The organism is Caulobacter sp. 05L422, from assembly GCF_056397765.1.
In genome coordinates, this window is sequence record NZ_JBFTOB010000010.1 from 111,517 (window position 1) to 135,282 (window position 23,766).

Below are 23,766 nucleotides of genomic sequence, written 5' to 3' on the forward strand. Positions count from 1 at the left end.
GCCGCCCTCGCACGCTAGCCCTCCATGCCTCACGACATCCGCATCGGCACGGCCGGTTGGAGCTTCCCGCGAACCCTCGAAGGCTTCCCCGCCGAAGGCACGGGCCTCGAGCGCTACGCGGCGGTCTTCAACGCTGTCGAGATCAACTCGTCCTTCTATCGGCCGCACCAGGGCAAGACCTACGAGCGCTCCACGCCGACGAACTTCCGGTTCGCGGTGAAGGTCCCCCGGACGATCACCCACGAACGGCGGCTGGTCGATATCGGCGATCCGCTCGCGCGGTTCCTCGACGAATGCGGCGGGCTGGGCGGCAAGCTCGGGCCGCTGCTGATCCAGTTGCCGCCGAGCCTGAGGTTCGACGCCTGCCTCGTGGAGGCCTTCCTCATCGCCTGGCGCAAGTCGACAACGGCCGCGACGGTGCTGGAGCCTCGCCACGCCACATGGTTCGACGCGCCGGCGGAAACTCTGCTGAAGGCCTTTGAGGTCGCCCGGGTTGCCGCCGATCCCGCCGTGGTCTCCGCCGCCGCCGAGCCCGGCGGCTGGAGCGGCCTGGTCTATCGCCGACTGCACGGCTCGCCCGCGATGTACGCTACGTCCTATGACGACGGTCGCTTGGAGCCTCTGGCCCGGCAGGCCGTCGGTGAGATCGAGACGACCGAAAGCTGGTGGATCTTCGACAACACCCAGTTCGGCGCGGCGACCACCGACGCGCTGAAACTGATGGCGCTCACTTCGCCTCCGCCAGTTCCGTGAACGTCTTCGTCCCGATTCCGTAGCTGCGCCAATCCCCGTAGTCGAAGTGCCACCACTCCTCGGGATAGACCTCGAAGCCCTGGGCGACCATGGCGTCGCGGAGGATCGCCCGCATCGCCCGCTGACGGGTCGTGCCGCCGATGAAGTCGGCATAGGAGCGCCCCGACATCTCGTCGTAGCGGCTGGGCATCTCGACCGGCTTGCCGGTCTTCAGGTCGTAGAGGGTCAGGTCGACGGCGCAGCCGCGGTTGTGGCGCGAGCCCTTGGCGGGGTCGGCCACGAACATGTGGTCCTCGGGCGGGGTCGCCTCCCAGAACATCCAGGTGACGAACCAGGGTCGGTAGGCGTCGTGGATCAGGACGCCGTAGCCCTGGGCCTCCAGCGCCTTGGCGGCCCGCGCCAGGGCTTGGGCGGCGGGACGCTGCATGTAGGCGGCCGAGCGTTCGTACAGCGCCAGGCCCATGAAGTTGTCGGAACCGGCATAGCGGATGTCGAAGCGGATCGTCGGACCCAGGGTCGACAGATCGACCATGTCGGCGGGCTTGTGCTCGCCCGTCTCGATCGGCGGCTTGGCGGCCTGGGCCCTGGCGCGCAGGGCGGCCGGGTCGGCGCGCACCGCCGCGCGGATCGCGGCCTCGACCTCGGCTCCGAAGTCGTGGCGCGGCAGGCGGGTCCCGTCCAGGCGCAGGGCGGCCGGCTCGAGCACGAGTTCGCCGCCGCCTTCGATGCCGTAGCGATTGCGGCCCAGCGGCGTCAGCTTGGCGTCCTTGCGCCCCTGGCCGTCGACGCGCAGGACGCCGGCCCGTTCGAACACCGTCAACGGCGCCCCGCGCTCGCCATACTGACCGACAGCCGCCATCCCTGCGGCGTCAAGGGAAGACGCCGAAGCGGACGGGGCCAAGGCGGCTGCGGTCAGGACAAGTCCCATCAGGAAAGGGGCGATCGCGATGAAAGGTCCGGCCATTCTGCGCATCGCCCCGCCTGTTGTCCTATTTCATCGTCGGGATGACGAAGGCGCTGTCCTCGACCTCGCCCTCCGGCCACCGCGCGGTGATCGTCTTGACCTTGGTGTAGAATTTCACGCCCTCGACGCCGTGCTGGTTGGTGTCGCCGAACGCGCTGCGCTTCCAGCCGCCGAAGGTGTGATAGGCCACCGGCACCGGGATCGGCACGTTGATGCCGACCATGCCGACATTGACCCGGCTGGCGAACTCGCGCGCCGCCCGGCCGTTGCGGGTGAAGATGGCGACGCCGTTGCCGTACTGGTGCTCGGACGGCAGGGCCAGGGCCTCCTCGAAGCTCTCGGCGCGGACGATCTGCAGCACCGGGCCGAAGATCTCCTCCTGGTAGGTCTTCATGCCCTTCTTGACTCCGTCGAACAGCGACGGGCCGATGAAGAAGCCCTTTTCGAAGCCCTGCAGGGAAAAGTCGCGGCCGTCGACCACCAGCTCCGCGCCTTCGTCGACGCCGATCTGGATATAGTCGGAGATCTTGGCGCGGTGCGCGGCGCTGACCACCGGGCCATAGTGGGCGGCCAGGTCGGTGGAGACGCCCACCTTCAGGGTCTCGATCTCGGCGACCATCCGCTCGCGCAGTTCGTCACCGGTCTTCTTGCCGACCGGGACGACGACCGGCAGGGCCATGCAGCGCTCGCCGGCCGAGCCGAAGGCAGCGCCCGACAGGTCCTTGACCACCTGGTCGAGGTCGGCGTCGGGCAGGACGATCCCGTGGTTCTTGGCGCCGCCCATGGCCTGGACGCGTTTCCCGTGCGCCGTGCCGGTCTGGTAGACGTAGTGGGCGATGTCGGACGAACCGACGAAGCTGACGGCGCGGATCAGCGGGTGGGTCAGGATGGCGTCGACGGCGCTCTTGTCGCCGTGCACGACGTTCAGCACACCGGCGGGCGCCCCGGCCTCCATCATCAGCTCGGCCAGCTTGACCGGCACGGTCGGATCCTTCTCCGACGGCTTGAGGATGAAGGTGTTGCCCACCGCGATGCTGATGCCGAACATCCACATCGGGATCATGGCCGGGAAGTTGAACGGGGTGATGCCCGCGCAGACGCCCAGCGGCTGGCGCATCGAATAGACGTCGATGCCGGGCCCCGCGCCCTCGGTGTATCCGCCCTTCAGGATGTGGGGGATGCCGCAGGCGAACTCGATGACTTCCAGGCCGCGCTGGATGTCGCCCTTGGAGTCGGCGATCACCTTGCCGTGCTCGGACGACAGGATCTCGGCCAGGGCGTTCATGTCGCGCTCGATCAGGCGCTTGAACTCGAACATCACCCGGGCGCGGCGCTGGGGATTGGTCGCGGCCCAGCCGATCTGGGCGGCGGCGGCGGCCTGGACGGCGGCGTCCAGCTCGGCGTCGGTGGCCAGGGCCACGCGGGCCTGGACCTCGCCGGTGTTCGGATTGAACACATCGCCGAAGCGGCCGGACTGCCCTTCGAGGGCTTGTCCGTTCACGAAATGGCTGATGGTCCGCATGATACGCTCCCTAGATCTTGTTTTGCGCGTCAATAGCATCCGGCGCTCGGGCCGTATCGCGCAAATTCTCTCCGCCATAAATCGTGATTGAGGGGACTATTCCTCGACGTGCACGCGGCGGAACCGGCCCTGCAGATAGACTAGCGGCTCGTGGTCCGGATCGTAGCGCAGCTTCACCACCCGTCCGACATAGACCCGGTGGTCGCCGGCGTCGAAGACCTGATGGGTCACGCATTCGAAATTGGCCATGCAGTCGGGCAGGATCGGCGCGCCCGTGCCCCAGGTCTCGGTGTCGATGCCCGCGAACCGGTCACCGTCCTTCTGCACGAACTGGCGGGCCATCAGTTGCTGGTCGGCGTGCAGCACGTTGACCGTGAACCGTTCGGCGGCGTCCAGAATCGGCAGGCTGCGCGAGTTGAGGTCGACGCAGACCAGGGCCAGGGGCGGGTCCAGCGACACCGAAGTGAACGAGTTGGCGGTCAGCCCCACGCGGCGGCCGTCCTCGCAGACGGTGGTGATCACCGTCACCCCGGTGGTGAAGCATCCGAAGGCGTGGCGCAGCGCCCGGGCGTCATGCGCGCCGCCCTCGCCCAGTTCGATCGTGACCGGCTGACTCATTCCGTCACCAGTGAGGCAAACCGGCGTTACGGGCAAGGGTTTGGGGACATGTGCACCGCCCACTTGCCCCCTACGGGTCGCTCCGCGACCGTCTTCCCCCAAAGGGGGAAAAGGAGCTGCATTCGGCGTCCTCCGCCCCCTATGGGGGGCGGACAGGCCGCGAAGCGGTCAGGTGGGGCAAGTGTTCGCGGGCAGTGAGATGCTCAGGTCGCCTCCCTCCCCGCCTCCTCCGCCCGCCGCCGCAGGAACGCCTCCTCCCGCCGGTTCCCCGCCAGTCCAGCCGCCGTCTCGAACGCCGCGCGGGCCTCCTCGAACCGACCCAGCTTGAACAGCAGGTCGCCGCGCACGCTGGGCAGCAGGTGATAGGCCCTGAGCGCCGGCTCGTCGGCCAGGGCCTCGATGATCGCCAGCCCCGCCGCCGGACCGTCGGCCATGCCCACCGCCACCGCCCGGTTCAGCTCGACCACCGGCGATGGCGCGACGCTCGCCAGGTCGGCGTAGAGCGCGGCGATGCGCCGCCAATCGGTCTCGGCCGCCGTCCGCGCCTGGGCGTGGCAGGCGATGATCGCCGCCTGCAGCCCGTAGAAGCCGTTCGCCCCGCCCAACGCCCGCGCCCGGTCCAGCGCCTTCAGGCCGCGCCGGATCTGCAGCAGGTCCCAGAGACCGCGATCCTGGTCCGGCATCAGGACCGGCTCGCCCGCCGCGTCGGTGCGCGCCGCCGTGCGCGAGGCGTTCAGCTCCATCAAGGCCAGCAGGCCATAGGCCTCGGGCTCGTCCGGCGCGATGGCGGTCAGCACCCGGCCCAGGCGCAGGGCCTCGTTGCACAGCTGGGGCCGCTGCCAGTCGTCGCCCCGCGCGGCGGTGTAGCCCTCGTTGAAGATCAGGTAGACGACGTCCAGCACCGAGGCCAGGCGGGCCGAGCGCTCGTCGCCGCGCGGGGTCTCGTAGGCCAGGCCCGAGTCCGACAGGGTCCGCTTGGCCCGCACGATGCGCTGGGCCACCGTGGTTTCGGGCAGCAGGAAGGCCCGGGCGATCTCGCCGGTGGTCAGGCCGCAGACCATCCGCAGCGCCAGGGCGGCGCGGGCCTCGCGCGACAGCAGCGGATGGCAGGCGGTGAAGATCAGCCGCAGCATCTCGTCGCCGATGTCGTCGTCCAGGGCGGAGTCGAAGTCGGGCATGGCCTGCTGCTCGGTCTCCAGGTCGTGGGCGACCATGCCGTGCTTGCGGTCCAGCATTCGGCCGCGCCGCAGGCGGTCCAGGGCCCGGCGCTTGGCCGTGGCCATCAGCCAGGCCCCGGGGCGGTCGGGCACGCCGGTGATCGGCCACTTCTCGAGGGCGATCACCAGGGCGTCCTGGGTCAGCTCCTCGGCCAGCGGCACGTCGCGCAGCATCCTCGCCAGGCTGGTGATCAGCCTGGGGTGCTCGACCCGCCAGACGGCGAGGATGGCGCGATGGGTGTCGGCTTCCCTCATGGACGCCGGCCGCAAGCGGCGACGAGCGGGCTCAATCGCCGAACATCTCGCGGATCTCGCACACGCCCCGCCAGCCGGGGATGTGGTCCAGGTGCAGCTGCAGGAACTCGCGCGCCGAGGCGATCGCCTCCTCCTTGCTGGCGAACTCGAAGATCGCGTAGCCGCCGATCACCTCCTTGGCCTCGACCATCGGACCGTCCAGCACGCTGATCCTGCCGTCGGCGACCGTGACGCGCGCGCCGGTGTCCAGCGGCAGCAGTTGGCCGCCGCCCAGCATCCGGCCGGCCTGGACCTCGCGGTTGGCCATCACGTGCATGGCCTCGATCAGCGAGGCGGGCAGCTCGTGCGACGCGTCGGCCGGCTCGGTGATGATCGACATGTAGCGCATCTGGGAAATCCTCCTGGAGCGAACCGGGACGCCGTCGCCGCCGGACTGTCTCGCTATTGAAGACGACGAACCAGCCCCGGATGGATCGACACGCGCCGCGAAGATTTCGGCAGCCTAGGCCGGCGCGCGCGCCGCGCGGCGCAGGGCCAGGGCCTGGCGCACGCCTCGGACGTCGCAGCGCCAGGTCGGGAGGATCAGCATGATCGCCCAGGCCTCGAGCTGGGAAGCGACGCCCATGGCGAAGGCGACCGGCAGCACCCAGCCGCCCGTTCCCGCGACCAGCAGTTGGGTCAGCAAGGCCCACAGGGCCAAGCCGAACAGCTTCGACAGCAGGTGATGCGGTGAAGCCTCCTTGCGGAAGCGGACGAAACCGATGGCGTGGCCCATCAGTTCCATCGCCGCCAGCACCGCGACCAGCGGCCAGAGCGCCGCGATCAGTCCGGGGTGCAGGACCAGGACCGCCGCCGTCGCGCACAGCCAGAAGACCACGTCGGCGCGGCTGTCGAAGGTGCGCAGGCGGTCGGTGACGCTGCCCAGCCGCCGGGCGATCACGCCGTCGAAGATGTCCGACAGCACGCCCACCGCCAACAGGATCGCGCAGGCCCAGCGGGCGGGCGCGCCGACCGCCGACGCCAGGGCCAGGATCGACAACCCCGCCGCGACGCGCAGGCCGATCAGGACATAGGGGATGGCGCGCGGGGTCATGGGCGCGAGACTAGGGCGAGAACGTGCGGATCGACAATCGCCGCTCGCCCTGCACGGTCCCTTCTGGCCCCTTGCTCCCGGTCAGGTTAGCTTCGCCGTCATCGTTGAAAGGATAGGCATGCGCCCCCTCTTCGCTCTCGTCGCCGCGGTCGCGGTTTCCATCTCCGCCTCGCCGGTCCTCGCGGCGTCGAGCCCGATGTTCGATCAGTTCGAGCGCCTGTGCCTGAAGACGCGCGGCGAGCCCGCCGCCGTGGCCAAGGCCGTGGCGAGCGCCGGCGCGGACTGGACGATCGTCGACGATTTCCCGCCGGCGATGCTGCCGGCCTATGGCGGACCTTTCGACCAGGTGACGGTCCGGTCGCGCCCGGCGCCCGACGACGAAAGCATCCTGCTGGTGTCCGGTGTAAAAGGCCCGCCCGAAAGCCAGGGCCACATCTGCACTCTGTCGGGGCCCTTCGACCCGGCGGCGGCGGGCGCGGCCAAGGCCTGGCTCGGCGGCGTCAAGCCGATCAGCGGGCCCGGTCCGGACGGGCTCTACATGATCCTGGAGACGCCGACGGGGCGGCGCGCGGCGACCGGGGCCGAGCTCAAGGATCGCGCCAATCTCGGCAAGCTGATGGGCCTGACCGTGGCCACCGCGCCGGACGAGGTCACCGCCCTGACGGCTTTCGTCGGCGTCGAGCGGTAGGCGTTAGGATCATTCCATCCCGCCGTTCTCGAACTGTTTCCAAGGGTGACGACCTGCTGCGAGATGTTGAAAGATCGCCAGCAGCGGCGAGGCCGCGCCTTAAAACCTTGATGGCGAGCCTGCTCTGGCGTCTGGCCGTGTCAAGGACCGCCTCTGGCGGCCGCGTCGCGGCGACGCTTCGCGTCGTCCTTGACACGGCCAGACGCCAGAGCTCCGATCCACTAAGGCTTTAAGGCACGGCCCCATCCGAGGCGGATGGGGGCTATCGCATCGAGAAGTCACTTTGGGGCTAGAAAATGTGGCACTCGATTCCGGCCTTAACGCTGGACATGAAGCGGTGTTTGGACGCCGAAATCCCAGGGTCGGCGATCGTCATGGCATATGTCTGTATGGATACGTTTGCGTATCTCGCAATGCCCAATGGACAAAGCGAACAGAGCCCGAAGGATTTCAAAGCTTGGGTGAATAGGTACCTAAGCGCTCATCCCGAACAAGGATATCAATACAATGCCGACGATGTTTACGCAGCTCGTTGTGCAGTACTACACACCTACGGAAGCGAGGCCCGAGATCACCGGAAAGATCCAAAGATAAAGCATTTTGGATATCATGATGGGGGTCGACACCTAATTGCCCCCGAGGCAAATTCCACTCTTGTCCTGATTGGAGCAGCATCGCTGATCAATGACGTAATCATCGCGGCAGATTCCTTTATGAAGGACTGCGAAACAAATCCAAATCTAAGAAGCAGAGTCGAAAGACGACTGCCATCGGTGATGCGTACGTCAAGCATTTCGCCTAGCTCGGCCTTCCCAAAGATCAGCTACCTTTAACTACCCCTCGATCACATGCGGCACGAACCGCGCCAGGTTCTTGGTCACCACGCTGTCGTCCTCGCGGATGCCGATGCCGGCCGGTTCGTTGCCCACCATCCACGCGCCGACCACCGGACGCTTGCCGTCGAACTTCGGCGGCGGGTGGTAGGCCTGGACGATCGCGCCTTCCGCGCCGTAGCCCTGGTCGAGCACGGGCTCGTCACCGCCGCCGACCACCTCGACATTGGCTCCTTCGCGCGAGAACAGCGGCTTGCGCACGAACCGGTCGCCCAGCGCGCTCGCCGCCGGGTCGCCCTCGAAATAGGCCTCCAGCAGGTTGGGGTGGCCAGGGTGGCGCTCCCACAGCAGCGGCAGGATGCCCTTGTTGGACAGGATCGCCTTCCACGGCGGCTCGATCCAGCGCACCTGGGCGGTGTTCAGGTGCGCGGCGTACGGCTCGCGCAGCATGAACTCCCACGGATAGAGCTTGAACGCCGCCTGCAGGACGAAGCCTTCCAGGTCGACGAACTGGCCCTCTTCATTGACGCCGATGTTGTCCATGGCCACGAACTTGGGCTCGAGCCCGGCCTGCAGGGCCAGGTCCTCGAGGAAGCGCACGGTCTGGCGGTCCTCGACGGCGTCCTCGTCGCTGGCGAAGTGGACGAAGCCACCCTTCGGAAAAAGGAGCTTGAACCGGTCGCGCAGGGCCTCGAACAGGCTGTTGAACTGGTCGGCGTTGGCCGGGAAGGTCCCGTTGGCGATCATCTCCTCCAGCCACAGCCACTGGAAGGTGGCGGCCTCGAAGACGCTGGTCGGGGTGTCGGCGTTGTACTCGTAGAGCTTGGGCTTGGACTTGCCGTCATAGCCGAAGTCGAAGCGGCCGTAGAGCGACGGCGACTTGGCGCGCCAGGACGCGGCTACGAAGTCGCGGTGTTCGGCCGGGATCGCCAGCCGCTCCATCAGTTCCTGGCTGCCGGCCACCTCGTCGACCAGGTCCAGGCACAGGTCGTGGAGCTCGGCCGCCGCCGGCTCCAAGTCCTGCTCCACCTGGTCCAGGGTGAAGGCGTAGGCGACGCTTTCATCCCAGTACGCCTGGCCTTCGGTGTGGTGATAGACGAACCCGACCGCCTCGGCCTTGGCCTGCCAGTCGGGTCGCGGCGTCAGCTTGAGGCGGCGCACGGACGGGTCGACCCTATCCGTTGCCCTTGTCGTTCTGATCCTGGTTCTTCTGCTCGATCTGCAGCGGCGGAGCGGCCGGGGCCAGGCGGGCCAGGACGTCGTCGGCGCTGGACTGGCCCGGCAGGATGCCGGCCAGGCGCAGCTTTTCATCGAGGTCCGCGCCGGTGCGACGGTCTTCAAGCTCGCCGGCGGCCTTGATCTTCTCGCCGCGGACCATCTGGCGTTCCTTGATCCGGGCCAGGCTGTCGGCGGCCGAGCCGAGCGATGCGCCGGCCCCCGCGCCACGCGCCGAGACCGCGGCCTGGGCCTTCTGGACGCTCTCGTTCACCTTCACCACCTCGACCTCGCGACGCAGGGTCTCGATGCGGCGGTCGGTGGCGGTGATGGCGGTGTGGAGCTGATCCTCGGCGGCGCGCATGTCGCCGATCTGCGGCTCCTTCAGCGCGATGTCCTGCTCAAGGTCGGCGATGCGCTGGGCCACCTGGCGGGCCAGGTCCATGTCGCCCTTCTGGACGGCGGCGCGGGCCGAGCCCTCGTACTTGGTGACCTGGTCGCGGAAGCCGGCGACTTCCTTTTCCAGGATGCGGCGGCGGGCCACCAGGGTGGCCATGTCGTCGCGGGCCTTGCCCTGGGCGGTGTCGGCGTCGCGGATTTCCTGGTCGAGGATGCGGATGGCGTTGGCGTCGACGACGGCGGCCGTGGCTTCGTGCGCGCCGGCGCGACCCAGGGTGAACAGCTTGTTCCAGATGGACATTTTGGGGTCTCCGAGTCGCGAGTTTTAGGCGGCGGGGGTGAAGGACGAGCGCAGGTCGGAAGCGGCCTCGATGGCGTTCTCGGCCAACACTCGCAGCTCGATCAGGATGTCGTCCAGCGACGAACTGGGGGCCAGTTCGCCGAACAGCTCGTAATAGTCGCGCTCGCCCACGGTGCTGATGCCGAAGTTCGACAGCGGCACCAGCTTCTGGGCCTTGAGCAGGAATTCGTTGAAGGCGTGGCGGTCGGCCTGTTCGTCGACCGGCCACAGCAGCACCGAGGCGGCGATCTGCTGGTCGCTGACGCTGACATAGATCTCCAGGTCGCCCTGATCGTGCATGGTCACCAGCAGGATCGGATCGGCGCCCTCGACCACACGGGCCGTCATGGCGTCGCTGAAGCCGTCGGAAAGCGCCGTCTTCAGCGAGCGAACAGTCCAGGCGGGGGTCGTCATCGGGCGGTCTCTCCTGCGGCGATCCAGTCGTGGAGCCGTTTCATACTAGATGGGCGGGCGAACGCCAGTCGTCGAGAGCGCAACCTTACGTGCGCGGATGACAAGTTGGTAATCCCCCACTCCGTTTTACGGGGCCCCCTTTTGTGCGGACGATCCGCGTCGTACATGTGACGCGAGTTTCGCATCGGGTCGTTCATGTTCAGCAAGCTCTTCGGCCGCAAGGACGCCGCGCCCGCCTCGGCCCTGCCGGCGATCCGCAACGTCACCCTGGGCCGCACGGTGTGGCTGGACACCCTGGCCTGGCGCCGCCTGGGCGACGACCTGCGCTTCCCGCTGGACCGCGACACCCTGGAAATCACCGCCCAGGGCCTGGTCGACCTGAAGGACGGCGGCTTCGTGCACCGGTTCTACACCGACGACGACGTGATGTTCCAAGCCGTGTCCGACGACCGCGAAGGCCAGCGGGTCAACGACATCACCGTTTTCGTCCCCTGGGACAGCGCCTATCCGGGCGGCCGCGCCGATCGCGACGCCTGGGGCCAGCGCCTGCGGGCCCGCACCTTCACCGCCGCCGGCCTGCCCGAGTACCAGCGCCTGTGGTTCGGCGATGAGGCCGAGAGCCAGGACCCGGTGACCTTCTGGGAAGACGTCCATGACGACCGCGACGGCATTCCCGATCGGCGAATCTACCAGACCTGCATGCTGTTCGGCCGCGACCTGCCCGGTGAAGGCCGCGAACTGCTGCTGGCCATCGAGCAGGAGAACGAGGACCGCACCGAGGTCTCGTTCGAAATCATGATCGGCGTCCCGCTGGGCGTCGGTGAATTCAAGGCCTAGGGCCTCAAGGGGGAAGACAGATGGACCTGCACGGATTTGGCGCCAGCGCCCTGGCCTTCGTGGTGGCCTTCGTCGCCGCCGGCCTGTTTACGGTGATCTTCAAGGTCGTCTACCAGTGGGTGACGCCCTACAACGAGGGCAAGCTGATCCGCGAAGGCAACGTCGCCGCGGCCCTGGCCCTGGGCGGGGCCCTGGTCGGCTACGTGCTGCCCCTGGCCTCGGCGCTCAGCAACACCGTCACCCTGCTGGAGTTCTGCGCCTGGGCGGCCCTGGCCGGCGTGATCCAGATCGCGGCCTTCACCCTGGTGCGCGTGGTCGTCATGAAGGACGTGACCGCCCGGATCGAGAAGGGCGAAATCGCCGCCGGCGTCTATCTGCTGAGCATCTCCCTGGCGGTCGGCGTGCTGAACGCCGCCTGCATGACGGCCTGAGGCGCGCCATGACCGATCAACCCTCTTTTCCGCGTCGCCGCCTGCGCTCCAGCGGCCTGGCCCTGACCGGCCTGATGGCCGGCACGGCGATCTCGGTCAGCGCCTGCGACGATCCCGGCACCGCCACCCAGTGGGGCGACCCGCCGTCCGCCTCGCGCGAGGTCGACGCCAAGACCTACGCCTCGCTGGACGACTGCAAGAAATCCGGCGACATGACCGCGGTCCAGTGCGACACCGCCTACGCCCAGGCCCAGAAGGACAGCGCCGCCAACGCCCCCAAGTTCGGCGACCAGCAGAGCTGCGAGGAGCGCTACGGCGTCGACCAGTGCGTGCCGCGCAACAACGGCGGCGGCGGCAGCTTCTTCACCCCGCTGCTGACCGGCTTCATCGTCGGCCAGGCGCTGAACAACATGGGCGGCGGCTATTATGGTGCCCCGATGTACCGCGACCGCGGCGGGACCTATTACGGCGGCGGCGGTTATCCGCTGTCGCGCGACTACGTCACCGGCCGCACCCGTGTGCGCACAGACACCTTCAACGCGCCGGAGATGCGGTCCCCGACCCGCGTCCAGAGCCGCAGCTCGGTGATCTCGCGCGGCGGCTTCGGCGGCTCGGGACGGTCGTTCGGGGGGTGAGGCTGGGTTAGACGCGCGGCCAGCCTCAGCATTTCACCCTATGCCGCCGCCCAGCTAGAAATCCGACTGTCCACGCCTTGATCCCTTCGAAGGGTCCAGGGTGATGGCGGACCAGACCGACGGAGAAGGGCGAGAGCCCGGAGCGCGCGATCACCGTGGACGGCGTCGCGCGGCCATCAGGCTTTCCGTCGCGGTCGGCGCCCTGACGACCATGGTCGCGACGGCCGTCCATGCGCAGGCTCCCGCGCGCCCAGCCACGCCCGCCGAGCTGCAACAGCAGGTCACGGCGGTGCGCGAGCAGCTTCGCATCATGCAGGAACAGCAAAAGGGGCTGACCGAGACCCTCAGCCGGCTGCAGCAACAGCTGGACAGTCAGTCCGCGCCCGCGGCCCCGCAACCCGCCCCGCCGCCCATAGCGGCTGCAGCGGCTGCGCCCGCGCCGCTGCAGGTGGCGGCCGCGGCCCCGCCGGGCGCGAAGGAACCGGACGATTCCGTCACGCAGAAGCTTGCCGACCATTATCGGGACGGCATCGTTGTCTGGGAGAATCCCGACGACGCCAAGATTCCCTTTCTGCTGAAGTTCAACGTCAACACCCAGGTCCGCTACCTCAACACCACCTCGACCGACGAAACCTACACCGATCATCTGGGCGTGGTTCGCACCGTCAATCCGCGCAACGACATCACGGTCAACCGCTCGATGTTCATCCTGGGCGGCTACATTTTCGACAAGAGACTGCGCTACAGCTCCACCGTGTGGACCTCCGCGGGGTCGGCCTCGATCGTCGTGGCCGGAAACATCGGCTGGCAGTTCAACAAGGCCTTCTCGCTTTGGGGCGGCTACACGGGCGTGCCGGGCAGCCGGTCGCTCGTGAACACGTTTCCGTTCTTCCAGTCGACCGACCGCACCATGGCCGACAACTTCTTCCGTCCCGGCTTCACCCAGGGGATCTGGGCCAACGGGGATCTCCCGCACGGCCTGCATTACCTGGCGTTCGTCGGTAACGGACTCAACACGCTGAACATCTCGGCCTCGAAGATCGACACCCATCTGATGGGTTCGGGCAGTGTCTGGTGGGAACCGCTCGGCGACTACGGCCCGCCCGGCAAGTCGCGCAACATGTACGACGACTATTATGCCTCGTCGGATCTGCGCATTCGCCTGGGGACGTCGTACACGCGGTCGAAGGAAGACCGCTTTTCAAACCTCGACCAGTCGAGCCCCGAGAATACGTCGATGTACAATTCGGACGGCGTGCTGACCTTCGCCGAAGGCGCCTTCGCGCCGGGCGTGACTGTCGACACGGCCACGTACGAAATGTGGGCGATCGACGGGGGCGTGAAAAAGAACGGGTGGTCGGTCAATGGGCAGTACTTCTTCCGCTGGGTCGATGACTTCAAGGCGTTCGATGACTCCCCGGTCCCGGCTCCGGTCGCCATCGCAGGCATGTTCGACCACGGCTTCGAGCTGTCGGCGGCCACGTTCATCGCCCCCCAGAAGCTGATGGTGTACGGCCGCGGCTCGAGGATATTCGGAGAATTCCGCGACTCGTGGGAGGCGGGCGTAGGCCTGAAGTGGTACTTCGTCCCGACCGAGCGCATGTGGCTGTCCGCGGAGCTGATGCGCACGGTCAACGTGCCCTACAGCGGCACCTTCACCCCCTACACGGCCGGAATGACGGCCTGGGTGCCGATGGTCCAGGCCATCATCGCCTTCTGATCATGGAAGGCGGCCAGGCCCCGCCTCCGGACCTCGGCTTGATCCCGACTTTCGTCACGATGATGGGAATTTCGGAAGTGGGGACACGCGCTCGCGAACGGCGCTCTTGTTCTGCCGGCGCGGCTGACGGCGAGCGCGTGTCCCCTTCCCCCTCCCCTATGGCTTCACGAACTTGAGGATGAACTGGTCGGTCTTGCCCCGGATGCCGGGGTCGAAGACGATGGCGGTGCGCGGGTCGGCCAGGTTGCGCAGCAGCGGGCTCTCGGTAGCCAGCTTGAAGCCGGCGGCCTCGACCTCGGACTTCACGGCGGCGATATCGATCCGGTGCAAGGTGTCGGGAGCGGTCAGGCCCGAGCCGTCGGCGGCGTAGTGGTCGACGACCAGGAACACCCCGCCCGGCTTCAGCGACTTGAACACCTCGGCGTTGACCTTGGCGGCGGTGTCGGCCGGGAACGGCTTGAGGTGCAGGTCGTGGTAGTTCTGGACGGTGATAACCGCGTCCAGGCCATCGGGCAGGTCCAGCCCGATAAGGCTGCCGTCCAGCGGCGTGACGTTCTTGTAGGCCGCCGCGACGGTCTTCAGGTCCTCGCCGTACTTGGCCTGGAACTTGATGAACTCGGCCGGCTGATAGGCGTAGACCGTGCCGGTCGGGCCGACGGCCGCCGACAGGATGCGGGTGAAGTAGCCGCCGCCGATGATGAAATCGACCACCTTGCCGCCGGGCTTGACGTTGGCCAGGGCCAGGATCTCGGCCGGATGGCGGGCCGCGTCGCGGGCGGTGTCGGCCGCCGGCCGGGCCGGATCGGCCAGGGCGGCCGTCAGGTTGGCGGGGACCTGGGCGAAGCCGGGCGCGGCGGCGCCAAGCACGAAAGCCACCGCCCATCCCGCGAAAAGGGAGGCGGAGATCATGGACCGCGACGTCATGGGCATACTTCCCCGTTGATTCCCCTTCGATAGCGCGTCGCGGCGCCTGGGTGAACATCGGTATTCGAGATCGCCGCGAGTTTCGGGGGACAAGCTGGGGACAGGTTCCCGCCGCTCGTCCCCCCAGCCCTTACGTCAGTGGGTCTCGTAGGCCGTCTTGCCGCCGCTGATCGCGAAGGCCTCCTCGGGCGACAGCACCAGCTTCTTGCGGCCGAACAGGGCGAAGTAGGCGATGCCCACGGCGAACCAGACCGCCACCCCGATCACACCGGTGCGATAGATCGGGTCCTTCAGCTGGTAGAAGATCGTCACCAGCGAGATCACCACCGTCAGCCCAGCGCCCGTCAGGCCGAACCGGCTCTTGTAGGGCCGCTCCATGTTCGGGAACTTCTTGCGCAGCAGGATGAACGACACGCCCTGGGCGACGTAGGACAGCATGGCCCCGAACACCGCCATGTTCAGCAGGGTGCCGCCGATCACCGCCGCGCCCTTCTCGGCCCCGAGGATGAACCAGACCGCCAGCATCACCGCCAGGCCGGCGGCCGAGCCGGTCAGCAGGGCGACATCCGGGGTCTTGCGCACGCCGTGAGTCACCGACAGGGCGCGGGGGAAATAGCCGGCCCGCGACAACGAATAGATTTGCCGGCCATAGGCGAAGATGATCGCGTGGAAGCTGGCGATCAGGCCCGCCACGGCGACGGCGGCCAGGACCTTGGCCAGGGCCCCTCCATAGATGGCGCGGAAGCCGTCCAGGATCGGCTCGCCGGACTTCGACAGGGCGAAGGTCCCGGCCGGGATGCTGGAATTGAGCCACAGCACCAGCAGAGCCGAGACGATCAGGGTGCCCATGCCCAGGATGATGCCCTTGGGCAGGTCGCGCTGCGGGGTGTGGCTTTCCTCGGCGGCCAGCGGCAATTGCTCGATGGCCAGGAACAGCCAGACCGCGAACGGCAGCTGGGCCAGGGCCCCTCCGACGCCGGCCGGCAGGAACGGTCCGTGGCCGTTCGGCAGCTCGGTTCCGCCCGGTCCGACGTTCATGGCGTACTTGAGGAAATCCATGTGCGGCAGGGCGCTGACCCAGAACACCGCCAGGCATGCCAGGGCCAGCAGGGTGATGAACACCGTGAACCGGAACGACATCGCCACCCCGCCGGCGTTCAGCCCCACGAAGATCACGTAGGATCCGATCCAGTAGAGCGGCTGCACCCAGGCCGGGGTCTCGAAGATGCCCCCAAGGTACGAGCCGATGAAGAAGCACACGACCGCGGCCGTCAGCACGTATTCGACGTTCTCGCAAAGGCCGGTGATGAAGCCGCCCCACGGCCCCATGGCGGCGCGGGCGAAGCTGTAGGCCCCGCCGGTGTGCGGCTGGGCCGCGGCCATCTCGGCGATCGAGAAGGTCAGGCCCAGGTACATCACGGTGATGATCAGGGTGGCCACCAGCATGCCGCCCCAGCCGCCGACGCCCATGCCCAGGTTCCAGCCCGAGAACTGGCCCGAGATCACCGCCCCCACGCCCAGCGCCCACAGCGAGAACACGCCCGCATAGCGCTTGAGGCCGCGTTTATCGAAGTACTCGGCGCCGACTTTCTCGTAGCTGACGCCGCCGCCGGCGGTTTCCTCGCTCATGGTGGTCCCTCCTCGTCACCTGTCCCGAGCCGAGCTTGCGCGCGTCGGGCGGGAACGGCGAGCCTTCGTGATCACGAATTTCGCCCCTGGGAGACCAACGTTCACTATTTCGGCGCCGCAGGCCGGGCGGCAACCCCGATCACCGTCATCTGCTAAGGGAGAGGGCATGATCGCCATCGACCATCTCGACCATCTGGTGCTGACCGTCGCCGACCTGGACCGCTCGATCGCGTTCTACCGCGACGTCCTGGGCATGCGGGTCGAGACCTTCGGCGCGGGCCGCAAGGCCCTGGTGTTCGGCCGGCAGAAGATCAATCTGCACCAGGCCGGCCACGAGTTCGAACCCAAGACCCTGCGCCCCACGCCCGGCTCGGCCGACCTGTGCCTCATCGCCGCCACGTCCCTGGAACAGGTGATCGATCATCTCCACGCCCACGGAGTGGCGATCGAGGAAGGGCCGGTCCAGCGCACCGGCGCGACGGGCGCGATCCTGTCGGTCTATGTGCGCGATCCCGACCAGAACCTCATAGAGATCTCGAACACTATCCCGGGCTGAACCGAGCCGGCGTTCGGAGGCGGCAGGCCCGCGTGGACTTGACTCCCACACCGTTTAGTCGCAAATTTCTGTCATGACAGAAATTGCAGACAACACGAAGCGCCTACCCGCCGCGGTCGAGCAGTTCGTGCTGCGTTGGGGCGACATGGGCGGGCAATGGGGCGTCAACCGCTCCGTGGCCCAGATCCATGCCCTGCTCTATCTGGCCGACAAGCCGATGACCGCCGAGGACATCGCCGACAGCCTGGGCATGGCCCGCTCCAACGTTTCCAACAGCATCCGCGAGCTGATCGGCTGGAAACTGATCCGCCGCGTGCCGCAGCTGGGCGACCGACGCGACCACTACGAGGCCGAGGCCGACCTCTGGCAGATGCTGACCCGCATTGCCCAGGGCCGCAAGGAGCGCGAGATCGATCCGATGGTCGAGGCGCTGGGCCCTGTCCTGGCGGCGGCCGACGACGATCCCACGCTCAGCCCGGTGGCGCGCAAGCGCCTGAAGGAGATGCACGGCTTCGTCACCACGATCGACAGCTGGTACGGCCAGATGCTGAGCGTGCCGCCCAGCACCCTGATGTCGCTGATCAAGATGGGCTCGAAGGTGGTGGGCCTGCTGAGCCTGGGGCGCGGCAAGACGGACAAGACGACTTAAAAAATTTGCCCGATTATTTCTCTTTGAACAGAAATAACAGGCAGAACGGGAACAGGGGATTTGGCGATGTTCGAACTCGAAAGAACCCATCCGGCCCATGACCAGGGCGCTCCGGAAGCCACTCTCGCCAGGCCCGCCGACCTGCACGACCGACGCTTCCGCGCCCTGCTGGGCGAGGCCGCTTGGAGCCGCCTGCCCCGGGCCGTGCGCGAGCGGTTCAGCAAGCGCCTGCGTCCTGGAATGGCCGTGACCTATGTCGGCGAGATCACCGAAAGCCGGCGCACCTGGGCCGGCCAGGCGCTGGCCCAGCTGTGCCGGCCGATCGGCGCGCCCCTGCCCCTGTACGACGATCTCGGCGTGGCCGCCGTCGTGACGGTGACCGAGGACGGCCAGGCCGGCGGCCAGTTCTGGACCCGGATGTACAACCAGGCCCACGGCTTTCCGCAGGTGATCCACAGCAGCAAACGCTTCGCCGGCCCGACCGGTCTTGAGGAGTATCTCGGCTGGGGCTTCGGCATCGCCCTGGCGGTCAGCGCCGACGAGACGGCGCTGCACTTCCACAGCGACCACTACTTCCTGGCGCTGGGTCCGAGGCGACTTGGACTGCGCCTGCGGTTGCCGGCCTGGCTGGCGCCGGGCGCGCTGACCATCAGCCACATCGACCAGGGCGACGGCGGATTCGCCTTCGTGCTGGACCTGCGCCATCCGCGGCTTGGCCAGATGCTCCGCCAGGTCGGGGTGTTCCGCGAGCGGCCGGCTCACATCCATTAGATTCTGGCACTAGGCCCTGGGAGCAACCCCGATGACCGATCTGATCTGGACCCTGGTGTTCGCCCAGGTGGCGATGGGCGGGTTCGACACCCTCTATCACCACGAGCTGACCGAACGCCTGGCCTGGCGACCGTCGCAGGCCCGCGAGCTGCGGCTGCACGGCGTGCGCAACCTGTCCTATGCGGTGATGCTGACGGCCTTCGGCTGGAGCCAGCCGCAAGGCGCCCTGGCCGTCGCCCTGATCGCGCTGATGCTGGGCGAACTGCTCCTGACCCTGTGGGACTTCGTCGAGGAAGACCGGTCGCGCAAACTGCCGGCCAGCGAGCGGGTCACCCACACCCTGCTGACCCTGAACTACGGCGTGGTGCTGGCGCTGGTGGTCCCGCTGTTGGCCGGCTGGGCGACGAACCCGACCGCGCTGGTCCCGGCGTCCTACGGCGTCTGGAGCTGGCTGTGCGCCCTCGCCGCCGTAGGGGTCATCGTCTTCGGCTTGCGCGACCTGGCCGCCGCCGACCGGACGAACCGGATCGTCGCCGCCGATCCCGTTCCGTTGGTCCAGGCGCTGGCGCCACGCCGGTCGATCCTGGTCACCGGAGCCACCGGGCTGATCGGCCGACGCCTGGCCGCGGCCCTGGTCGGCGCCGGCCACGAGGTCATCGCCTTGACCCGCAGCCGCGCCACCGCCGCCGACCTGCCCGCCCCGATCCGGATCGTCACGTCCCTGGACCAGATCGCCGCCGACACGCGCATCGACGCCGTCGTCAACCTGGCCGGCGAGCCGATCGCCGACGGTCTTTGGACGCCCGCCAAACGCCGACGGATCGTCGGCTCCCGCCTGGCGGTGACCCGGGCCGTGGTCGCCCTGATCACACGGCTGGAGCGCCGCCCCGAGGTGCTGGTCAACGGCTCGGCGATCGGCTGGTACGGCCTGCGCGGCGACGAGGTGCTGGACGAGACGGCCAACGGCGCCGACTGCTTCTCGCGCACCGTCTGCCGGCGCTGGGAGCGTGCGGCGATGACGGCCCAGGACCTGGGCGTGCGCGTGGTGCGGCTGCGCATCGGCATCGTCCTGGCCATCGACGGCGGGGCCCTGTCGCGCATGCTGACGCCGTTCGAGTTCGGCCTGGGCGGGCCGTTCGGGGCCGGGCGTCACTGGATGAGCTGGATCCACCTGGACGACCTGGTGCGCCTGATCGCCCACGCCATCGCCACGCCGGGCCTGCAGGGCGCGGTCAACGGCACGGCGCCGGAGCCGGTGCGCAACGCCGCCTTCGCCCAGGCCCTGGGCCGCGCCCTGCACCGCCCCGCCTTGCTGCCCGCCCCGGCCGCGCCCTTGCGCCTGGCTCTGGGCGCGTTCGCCGACGAGCTGCTGCTGAAGGGGCAGCGGGTGGTCCCGGCGGCGGCGCTGGCCAGCGGCTTCGCCTTCGCCTACCCCACGCTCGACGGAGCCTTGGGCGCCATCGTCGGGTCGAAAACGGTGCGGCCGAAGCCCGACGCTTCCCAACATCGCGCGCTTGCCCCAGCCTGATCGGATCGACCGCCCCGACCGAGGCGCGGCGACGGAGGATTCGGCGGGATGGCGGGCGAGATCGACCTGGGCGAGTTCGACTATGTGGTGGTCGGCGCCGGCTCCGCGGGTTGCGTGCTGGCCAACCGCCTGTCGGCCGATCCCTCGGTCAAGGTGCTGCTGCTCGAGGCGGGCGGCCGGGACGATTGGATCTGGTTCCACATCCCCGTCGGCTACCTGTTCGCCATCGGTCATCCGCGCGCCGACTGGCTGCTGGAGACCGTCGCCCAGCCCGGCCTCGACGGCCGCGTCCTGGCCTATCCGCGCGGCAAGGTGATCGGCGGCTCCTCGTCGATCAACGCCATGATCTACATGCGCGGCCAGGCTCGGGACTACGACGGCTGGCGACAGAAGGGGCTTGCGGGCTGGGGATGGGCCGACGTCCTGCCCTACTTCCTGCGCCACGAGGACCATGTCGTGCCGAAGGGCGAACACCACCGGTCGGGCGGCGAATACCGGGTGGAGCATCCCCGGGTGCGCTGGGACATCCTGGACGCCATCCGCCGTGCCGGGGAAGAGGCCGGCGTTCCCACCATCGAGGACTTCAACGGCGGCGACAATTCGGGCTCGTCCTATTTCCAGGTGAACCAGCGGGCGGGCCGCCGATGGAGCACCGCCTCGGCCTTCCTCAAGCCCGTGCTGGCGCGCGGCAACCTGCGGCTGGAGACCGGCGTGGAGGTCCAGGAGATCGTGCTGCACGGACAGCGCGTGACGGGCCTGCGCGCCGTGCGCGGCGGCCAGGTCCTGACCGCCCGGGTCGCCGGCGAGCTGATCCTGGCGGCCGGCGCGATCGGCTCGCCGCTGATCCTGCAGCGATCGGGGATCGGGGACGCCGAGGCCTTGAAGCAGGCAGGCATCGCCGTGCGGCGTCACCTTCCGGGCGTGGGCGCCAACCTGCAGGACCACCTGCAGATCCGGCCGGTCTACAAGGTCACCGGCGTGCGCACGCTCAACACCGACTACGCCAACCTGGCCCGGCGGATCGGCATGGGCGTCGACTACGCCCTGCGGCGGTCGGGCCCGCTGACCATGGCCCCCTCGCAGCTGGGGATGTTCTGCCGCTCGGACCCCAGCCGCGCGACGCCCGACCTGCAGTTCCACTTCCAACCGCTGAGCCTGGACAAGTGGGGCGACGGCTTGCACCGGTTCGGGGCCTTCACCGCCAGCGTCTGCAACCTGCGCCCCACCAGCCGGGGAAGCGTCGGCCTGTCCGGCCCCGGCCTCGCGGACCCGCCCCGGATCGATCCCAACTACCTGGCCACACAGGAGGATCGCGACGTCGCGGTCGCCTCGTTGCGCTGGGCGCGCCGGATCGTCAGCCAGCCCGCCCTGGCCCGCTACGCGCCCGAGGAGTTCCGGCCCGGCGCGGCGGTCGAGACGGACGAGGACCTGCTGGCGGCGGCCAAGGCGCTGGCCACCACGATCTTCCACCCGGTCGGCACGGCGGCCATGGGCACGACGGACGATCCGCTGGCGGTCGTCGACGAGCGCCTCAGGGTGCGCGGCCTGCTGGGCCTCCGGGTCGTGGACGCCTCGGTGATGCCGGCCATCACCTCGGGCAACACCAACGCCCCCACGGTGATGATCGCCGAAAAGGGCGCGGCGATGATCCTTGAGGATCGGCGGTGAGCGCGACGCCCCTCAGACGTAGGGGCCCCACATGAAGGCGATCGTTCCGAAGACGCCGGCCGCCATGAACACGGAGGCGACCACGATCAGGGCCGCCGTCAGCGCCTTGCGGACGCCGTCGGCGCTTCTCTCGGCCGCGCCGTACAGCTCCAGGAAGGCCAGCGGAATCAGGTAGCTGCCGAAGGTCATGACGATGTCGGCGGGCCCCGACATGTCTTTCGTCATGCCCACCGGCCCCCGATTGACGACGATCCAGCCCATCAGGCCGACCCGCAGGAACCAGACCCCGCTGACCACCATGAAGGTGCGCATGGCCCAGCGTCGGTGCTGGTCGAAGCGCCGCTTGATTGCGTGCCGCCAGGCCAGGCCGGCGAAGATCAGGATGAGCAGGCCGTTGATCAGGATCGCGACGGCCGAGATCACCGAGAGGTAGGTCCCCCTGACGACCGCCAGCCAGACGCCGCTCAGCGCCATGAAGATGGCGATGACGAGGAAGGTCCGGCCGGTCCAGCGATGCAGCCTGGGCCACTTGCGGCGCAGAGCGGGGATCATCTGCATCAGACCGCCCAGCGTCACGACCGACGCCAGCAGCACGTGGGCCGCGAAGACGATGTTGCCCGCGTCGTCGCCCTTTATGTAGCCGTCGATCAGGGGCTTGTCGTTCCAGCCGGCGAAGTTCCCGGTCGCGGTGCGCACCCCGTAGAAGGCCAGGATGAAGCCGATGAAGGCGGTCTGGCCGATGGCGGCGACGACGAACCAGAGGACGCCCGCCCAACGCAGGGCGGTCGCCCCGGCGCTTGACGGGAACGGTGACGAGGACGGGATCGACATGACGTTTCCTGACGCGACCTCGAGAGTAAGGCCGACGGCAGGGATGGCGGCGACGCGGGCGCCGGGTCTCGCCGATTTGGAATTCGGCTAGAGATATTTTTGTCGAGGATGCGCACGCCGGTGGACACGGCCGGGCGCCGAGGGGCAATTTCGTCGGGAGGGAGACCGTATGCCATCGGCGACGACATTCAGCGCTTCGATCGCGGCGGCGGGGAAGGGCCTTCGACCATGGTGGCCGCGCGGCCGGCTGCGGGTCCATGCGGCGATCGCGACCGCGTCGTTCGCCTGCTACATCCTCGGGCGGCTCGCCGAAGGCGGCGTGGCGACGGCCTTCTCGGTCGTCGGCGTCGGCGCCTGCGGCTGGGCCTGGCTGGTGACCCGAGCCCTGTTCGATCCGGCCGAGCGCGATGCGAGGTGGGCTCGCGTCGTCGGTCTGGTCGTGGCGCTGAGCGGCGCCCTGTCGGTCCTCGCCCCGGCGGGGGGACTCGTTTCGCGCGTCGCCGACAGCACCTATGCCCTGAGCGGCTCGACCGCGCTGCTGCTGACCTTCGTCGAACCCTTCCATCGCTATGCGCGCGACCTGCCGGGCGCCGAGAAGCGGTTCCGGTTCGCTTTCGTCGCGGTCTACGCCGTCCTGGTGGCGGTGTCGGTCATGGGATTGCGGGCCGTCGGCGAAGGCCCAGACGAGGCCATGCGGGACGATCTGGCCAAGAGCGCCTGCGCCGTCATGGGGCTGGCGGCTCTCCTGGTCGCGGTGCGGTTTCGACGCGGTCACCCGCTGGCGGCGCGGATCGCCACGGCGCCGCGCCGCGCTCCGACCGAGGACGACGCGCGCCTGGCCGAACGCCTTCGACGGCTGTTGATCGACGAGGCCGTCGACAGTCGACCCGAACTCAAGATCGGTGACGTCGCCGCGCGGCTGGGCGAGCCCGAGCACCGGGTCTCACAGTGCATCAGCACGGCGCTGGGCTTTCCGAACTTCAACCGCTGGATCAACCACCACCGGATCGCGCGGGCCAAGCGGATGCTCGCCTGCCCGGACGAGCGGCGATCGATCCTCGAGATCGCCTTCGCCTGCGGCTTCGCCTCCCTCGGCCCGTTCAACCGCGCCTTCCGGGACGAGGTCGGAACCACCCCTCGGGCCTATCGCTCAGCGACGCGGACGAGCGCGGAAGGTTAGGCGTGTGAGCGGGTGGGCAAGGTCCGCTTCGCGCCCCCTTGCGGGTTCTCGACTATGGATGCTCACCGCGTGGATCGCGCCCTACAGCGCCCGCGA

24 protein-coding genes are annotated in these 23,766 nt (G+C 68.6%); 12 read left to right on the forward strand and 12 right to left on the reverse strand.

Annotation, left to right across the window (positions count from 1 at the left end; translation table 11 throughout):
- Positions 1-24: 24 nt before the first annotated feature.
- A complete protein-coding gene (locus AC1DMQ_RS11495; protein WP_477033693.1) occupies positions 25-753 on the forward strand; it encodes a DUF72 domain-containing protein in 729 nt (242 codons plus the stop codon).
- Here the strand turns inward: AC1DMQ_RS11495 and AC1DMQ_RS11500 are convergent.
- The 6 genes from AC1DMQ_RS11500 to AC1DMQ_RS11525 all read right to left on the reverse strand — a co-directional run bounded on the left by AC1DMQ_RS11500 (position 728) and on the right by AC1DMQ_RS11525 (position 6,422).
- Positions 728-1,612 carry a M15 family metallopeptidase gene (locus tag AC1DMQ_RS11500; protein ID WP_477033694.1) on the reverse strand — a complete coding sequence of 295 codons (885 nt, stop codon included), beginning with the start codon at positions 1,610-1,612 and terminating at the stop codon, positions 728-730. The two genes, AC1DMQ_RS11495 and AC1DMQ_RS11500, sit on opposite strands and share 26 nt — an antisense overlap.
- A gap of 130 nt (positions 1,613-1,742) precedes the next feature.
- Positions 1,743-3,239, reverse strand: a complete 1,497-nt coding sequence (locus AC1DMQ_RS11505; protein ID WP_477033695.1) for a CoA-acylating methylmalonate-semialdehyde dehydrogenase — start codon at positions 3,237-3,239, stop codon at positions 1,743-1,745.
- Between the two features lie 96 nt (positions 3,240-3,335).
- Entirely contained in the window at positions 3,336-3,857 is a 522-nt protein-coding gene (locus tag AC1DMQ_RS11510) for a flavin reductase family protein (RefSeq protein WP_477033696.1), read from the reverse strand.
- Between the two features lie 203 nt (positions 3,858-4,060).
- The gene (locus tag AC1DMQ_RS11515; protein WP_477033697.1) at positions 4,061-5,329 is read right to left on the reverse strand and encodes an RNA polymerase sigma factor; all 1,269 of its coding nucleotides are present in this window, start codon (positions 5,327-5,329) and stop codon (positions 4,061-4,063) included.
- 31 nt (positions 5,330-5,360) lie between these two features.
- A complete protein-coding gene (locus tag AC1DMQ_RS11520; protein WP_477033698.1) occupies positions 5,361-5,717 on the reverse strand; it encodes a YciI family protein in 357 nt (118 codons plus the stop codon).
- 114 nt (positions 5,718-5,831) lie between these two features.
- Positions 5,832-6,422 (reverse strand): CDP-alcohol phosphatidyltransferase family protein, encoded by a 591-nt coding sequence (locus AC1DMQ_RS11525; RefSeq protein WP_477033699.1) that lies wholly within the window; start codon positions 6,420-6,422, stop codon positions 5,832-5,834.
- Between the two features lie 118 nt (positions 6,423-6,540).
- On the opposite strand from AC1DMQ_RS11525, the gene AC1DMQ_RS11530 reads away from it, so the two are divergent.
- A complete protein-coding gene (locus AC1DMQ_RS11530; RefSeq protein ID WP_477033700.1) occupies positions 6,541-7,110 on the forward strand; it encodes a hypothetical protein in 570 nt (189 codons plus the stop codon).
- An 833-nt stretch (positions 7,111-7,943) separates the two neighbouring features.
- On the opposite strand, the gene AC1DMQ_RS11535 is transcribed toward AC1DMQ_RS11530, so the two are convergent.
- The 3 genes from AC1DMQ_RS11535 to AC1DMQ_RS11545 are packed head-to-tail and all read right to left on the reverse strand — an operon-like array spanning position 7,944 to position 10,311.
- Positions 7,944-9,104 carry a glutathionylspermidine synthase family protein gene (locus tag AC1DMQ_RS11535; protein WP_477033701.1) on the reverse strand — a complete coding sequence of 387 codons (1,161 nt, stop codon included), beginning with the start codon at positions 9,102-9,104 and terminating at the stop codon, positions 7,944-7,946.
- A gap of 13 nt (positions 9,105-9,117) precedes the next feature.
- The gene (locus tag AC1DMQ_RS11540; RefSeq protein WP_477033702.1) at positions 9,118-9,858 is read right to left on the reverse strand and encodes a PspA/IM30 family protein; all 741 of its coding nucleotides are present in this window, start codon (positions 9,856-9,858) and stop codon (positions 9,118-9,120) included.
- A 24-nt stretch (positions 9,859-9,882) separates the two neighbouring features.
- Entirely contained in the window at positions 9,883-10,311 is a 429-nt protein-coding gene (locus AC1DMQ_RS11545; RefSeq protein ID WP_477033703.1) for a YjfI family protein, read from the reverse strand.
- Between the two features lie 195 nt (positions 10,312-10,506).
- On the opposite strand from AC1DMQ_RS11545, the gene AC1DMQ_RS11550 reads away from it, so the two are divergent.
- From AC1DMQ_RS11550 to AC1DMQ_RS11565, 4 genes are all read left to right on the forward strand, one after another.
- Positions 10,507-11,148 (forward strand): YjfK family protein, encoded by a 642-nt coding sequence (locus AC1DMQ_RS11550; protein WP_477033704.1) that lies wholly within the window; start codon positions 10,507-10,509, stop codon positions 11,146-11,148.
- A 20-nt stretch (positions 11,149-11,168) separates the two neighbouring features.
- A complete protein-coding gene (locus AC1DMQ_RS11555) occupies positions 11,169-11,579 on the forward strand; it encodes a DUF350 domain-containing protein (RefSeq protein ID WP_477033705.1) in 411 nt (136 codons plus the stop codon).
- Between the two features lie 8 nt (positions 11,580-11,587).
- A complete protein-coding gene (locus AC1DMQ_RS11560; protein ID WP_477033706.1) occupies positions 11,588-12,214 on the forward strand; it encodes a DUF1190 domain-containing protein in 627 nt (208 codons plus the stop codon).
- 103 nt (positions 12,215-12,317) lie between these two features.
- Positions 12,318-13,934, forward strand: a complete 1,617-nt coding sequence (locus tag AC1DMQ_RS11565; RefSeq protein ID WP_477033707.1) for a hypothetical protein — start codon at positions 12,318-12,320, stop codon at positions 13,932-13,934.
- 156 nt (positions 13,935-14,090) lie between these two features.
- On the opposite strand, the gene AC1DMQ_RS11570 is transcribed toward AC1DMQ_RS11565, so the two are convergent.
- Both AC1DMQ_RS11570 and AC1DMQ_RS11575 read right to left on the reverse strand, forming a co-directional pair.
- Positions 14,091-14,843, reverse strand: a complete 753-nt coding sequence (locus tag AC1DMQ_RS11570) for a class I SAM-dependent methyltransferase (protein WP_477033744.1) — start codon at positions 14,841-14,843, stop codon at positions 14,091-14,093.
- Positions 14,844-14,993: 150 nt separating this feature from the next.
- On the reverse strand, positions 14,994-16,487 hold the full coding sequence (locus AC1DMQ_RS11575) for an amino acid permease (protein ID WP_477033708.1): 1,494 nt from the start codon (positions 16,485-16,487) through the stop codon (positions 14,994-14,996).
- A gap of 166 nt (positions 16,488-16,653) precedes the next feature.
- Between AC1DMQ_RS11575 and AC1DMQ_RS11580 the strand changes: the two genes are divergently transcribed.
- The 5 genes from AC1DMQ_RS11580 (at position 16,654) to AC1DMQ_RS11600 (ending at position 21,659) form a co-directional block, all read left to right on the forward strand.
- Positions 16,654-17,043, forward strand: a complete 390-nt coding sequence (locus AC1DMQ_RS11580; protein ID WP_477033709.1) for a VOC family protein — start codon at positions 16,654-16,656, stop codon at positions 17,041-17,043.
- A 73-nt stretch (positions 17,044-17,116) separates the two neighbouring features.
- The gene (locus AC1DMQ_RS11585) at positions 17,117-17,692 is read left to right on the forward strand and encodes a GbsR/MarR family transcriptional regulator (protein WP_477033710.1); all 576 of its coding nucleotides are present in this window, start codon (positions 17,117-17,119) and stop codon (positions 17,690-17,692) included.
- A 66-nt stretch (positions 17,693-17,758) separates the two neighbouring features.
- Positions 17,759-18,463, forward strand: coding sequence for a DUF4166 domain-containing protein (locus tag AC1DMQ_RS11590; protein ID WP_477033711.1), 705 nt, complete (start codon positions 17,759-17,761; stop codon positions 18,461-18,463).
- 31 nt (positions 18,464-18,494) lie between these two features.
- Positions 18,495-19,991: a TIGR01777 family oxidoreductase gene (locus AC1DMQ_RS11595; RefSeq protein WP_477033712.1), complete on the forward strand. Its 1,497-nt coding sequence runs from the start codon at positions 18,495-18,497 to the stop codon at positions 19,989-19,991.
- Between the two features lie 48 nt (positions 19,992-20,039).
- Positions 20,040-21,659 carry a GMC family oxidoreductase gene (locus tag AC1DMQ_RS11600; RefSeq protein ID WP_477033713.1) on the forward strand — a complete coding sequence of 540 codons (1,620 nt, stop codon included), beginning with the start codon at positions 20,040-20,042 and terminating at the stop codon, positions 21,657-21,659.
- Between the two features lie 12 nt (positions 21,660-21,671).
- Here the strand turns inward: AC1DMQ_RS11600 and AC1DMQ_RS11605 are convergent, their stop codons facing one another.
- Positions 21,672-22,490, reverse strand: a complete 819-nt coding sequence (locus tag AC1DMQ_RS11605; RefSeq protein ID WP_477033714.1) for a DUF2306 domain-containing protein — start codon at positions 22,488-22,490, stop codon at positions 21,672-21,674.
- A 169-nt stretch (positions 22,491-22,659) separates the two neighbouring features.
- On the opposite strand from AC1DMQ_RS11605, the gene AC1DMQ_RS11610 reads away from it, so the two are divergent.
- Positions 22,660-23,670 carry a helix-turn-helix domain-containing protein gene (locus AC1DMQ_RS11610; RefSeq protein WP_477033715.1) on the forward strand — a complete coding sequence of 337 codons (1,011 nt, stop codon included), beginning with the start codon at positions 22,660-22,662 and terminating at the stop codon, positions 23,668-23,670.
- Positions 23,671-23,766: the final 96 nt, after the last annotated feature.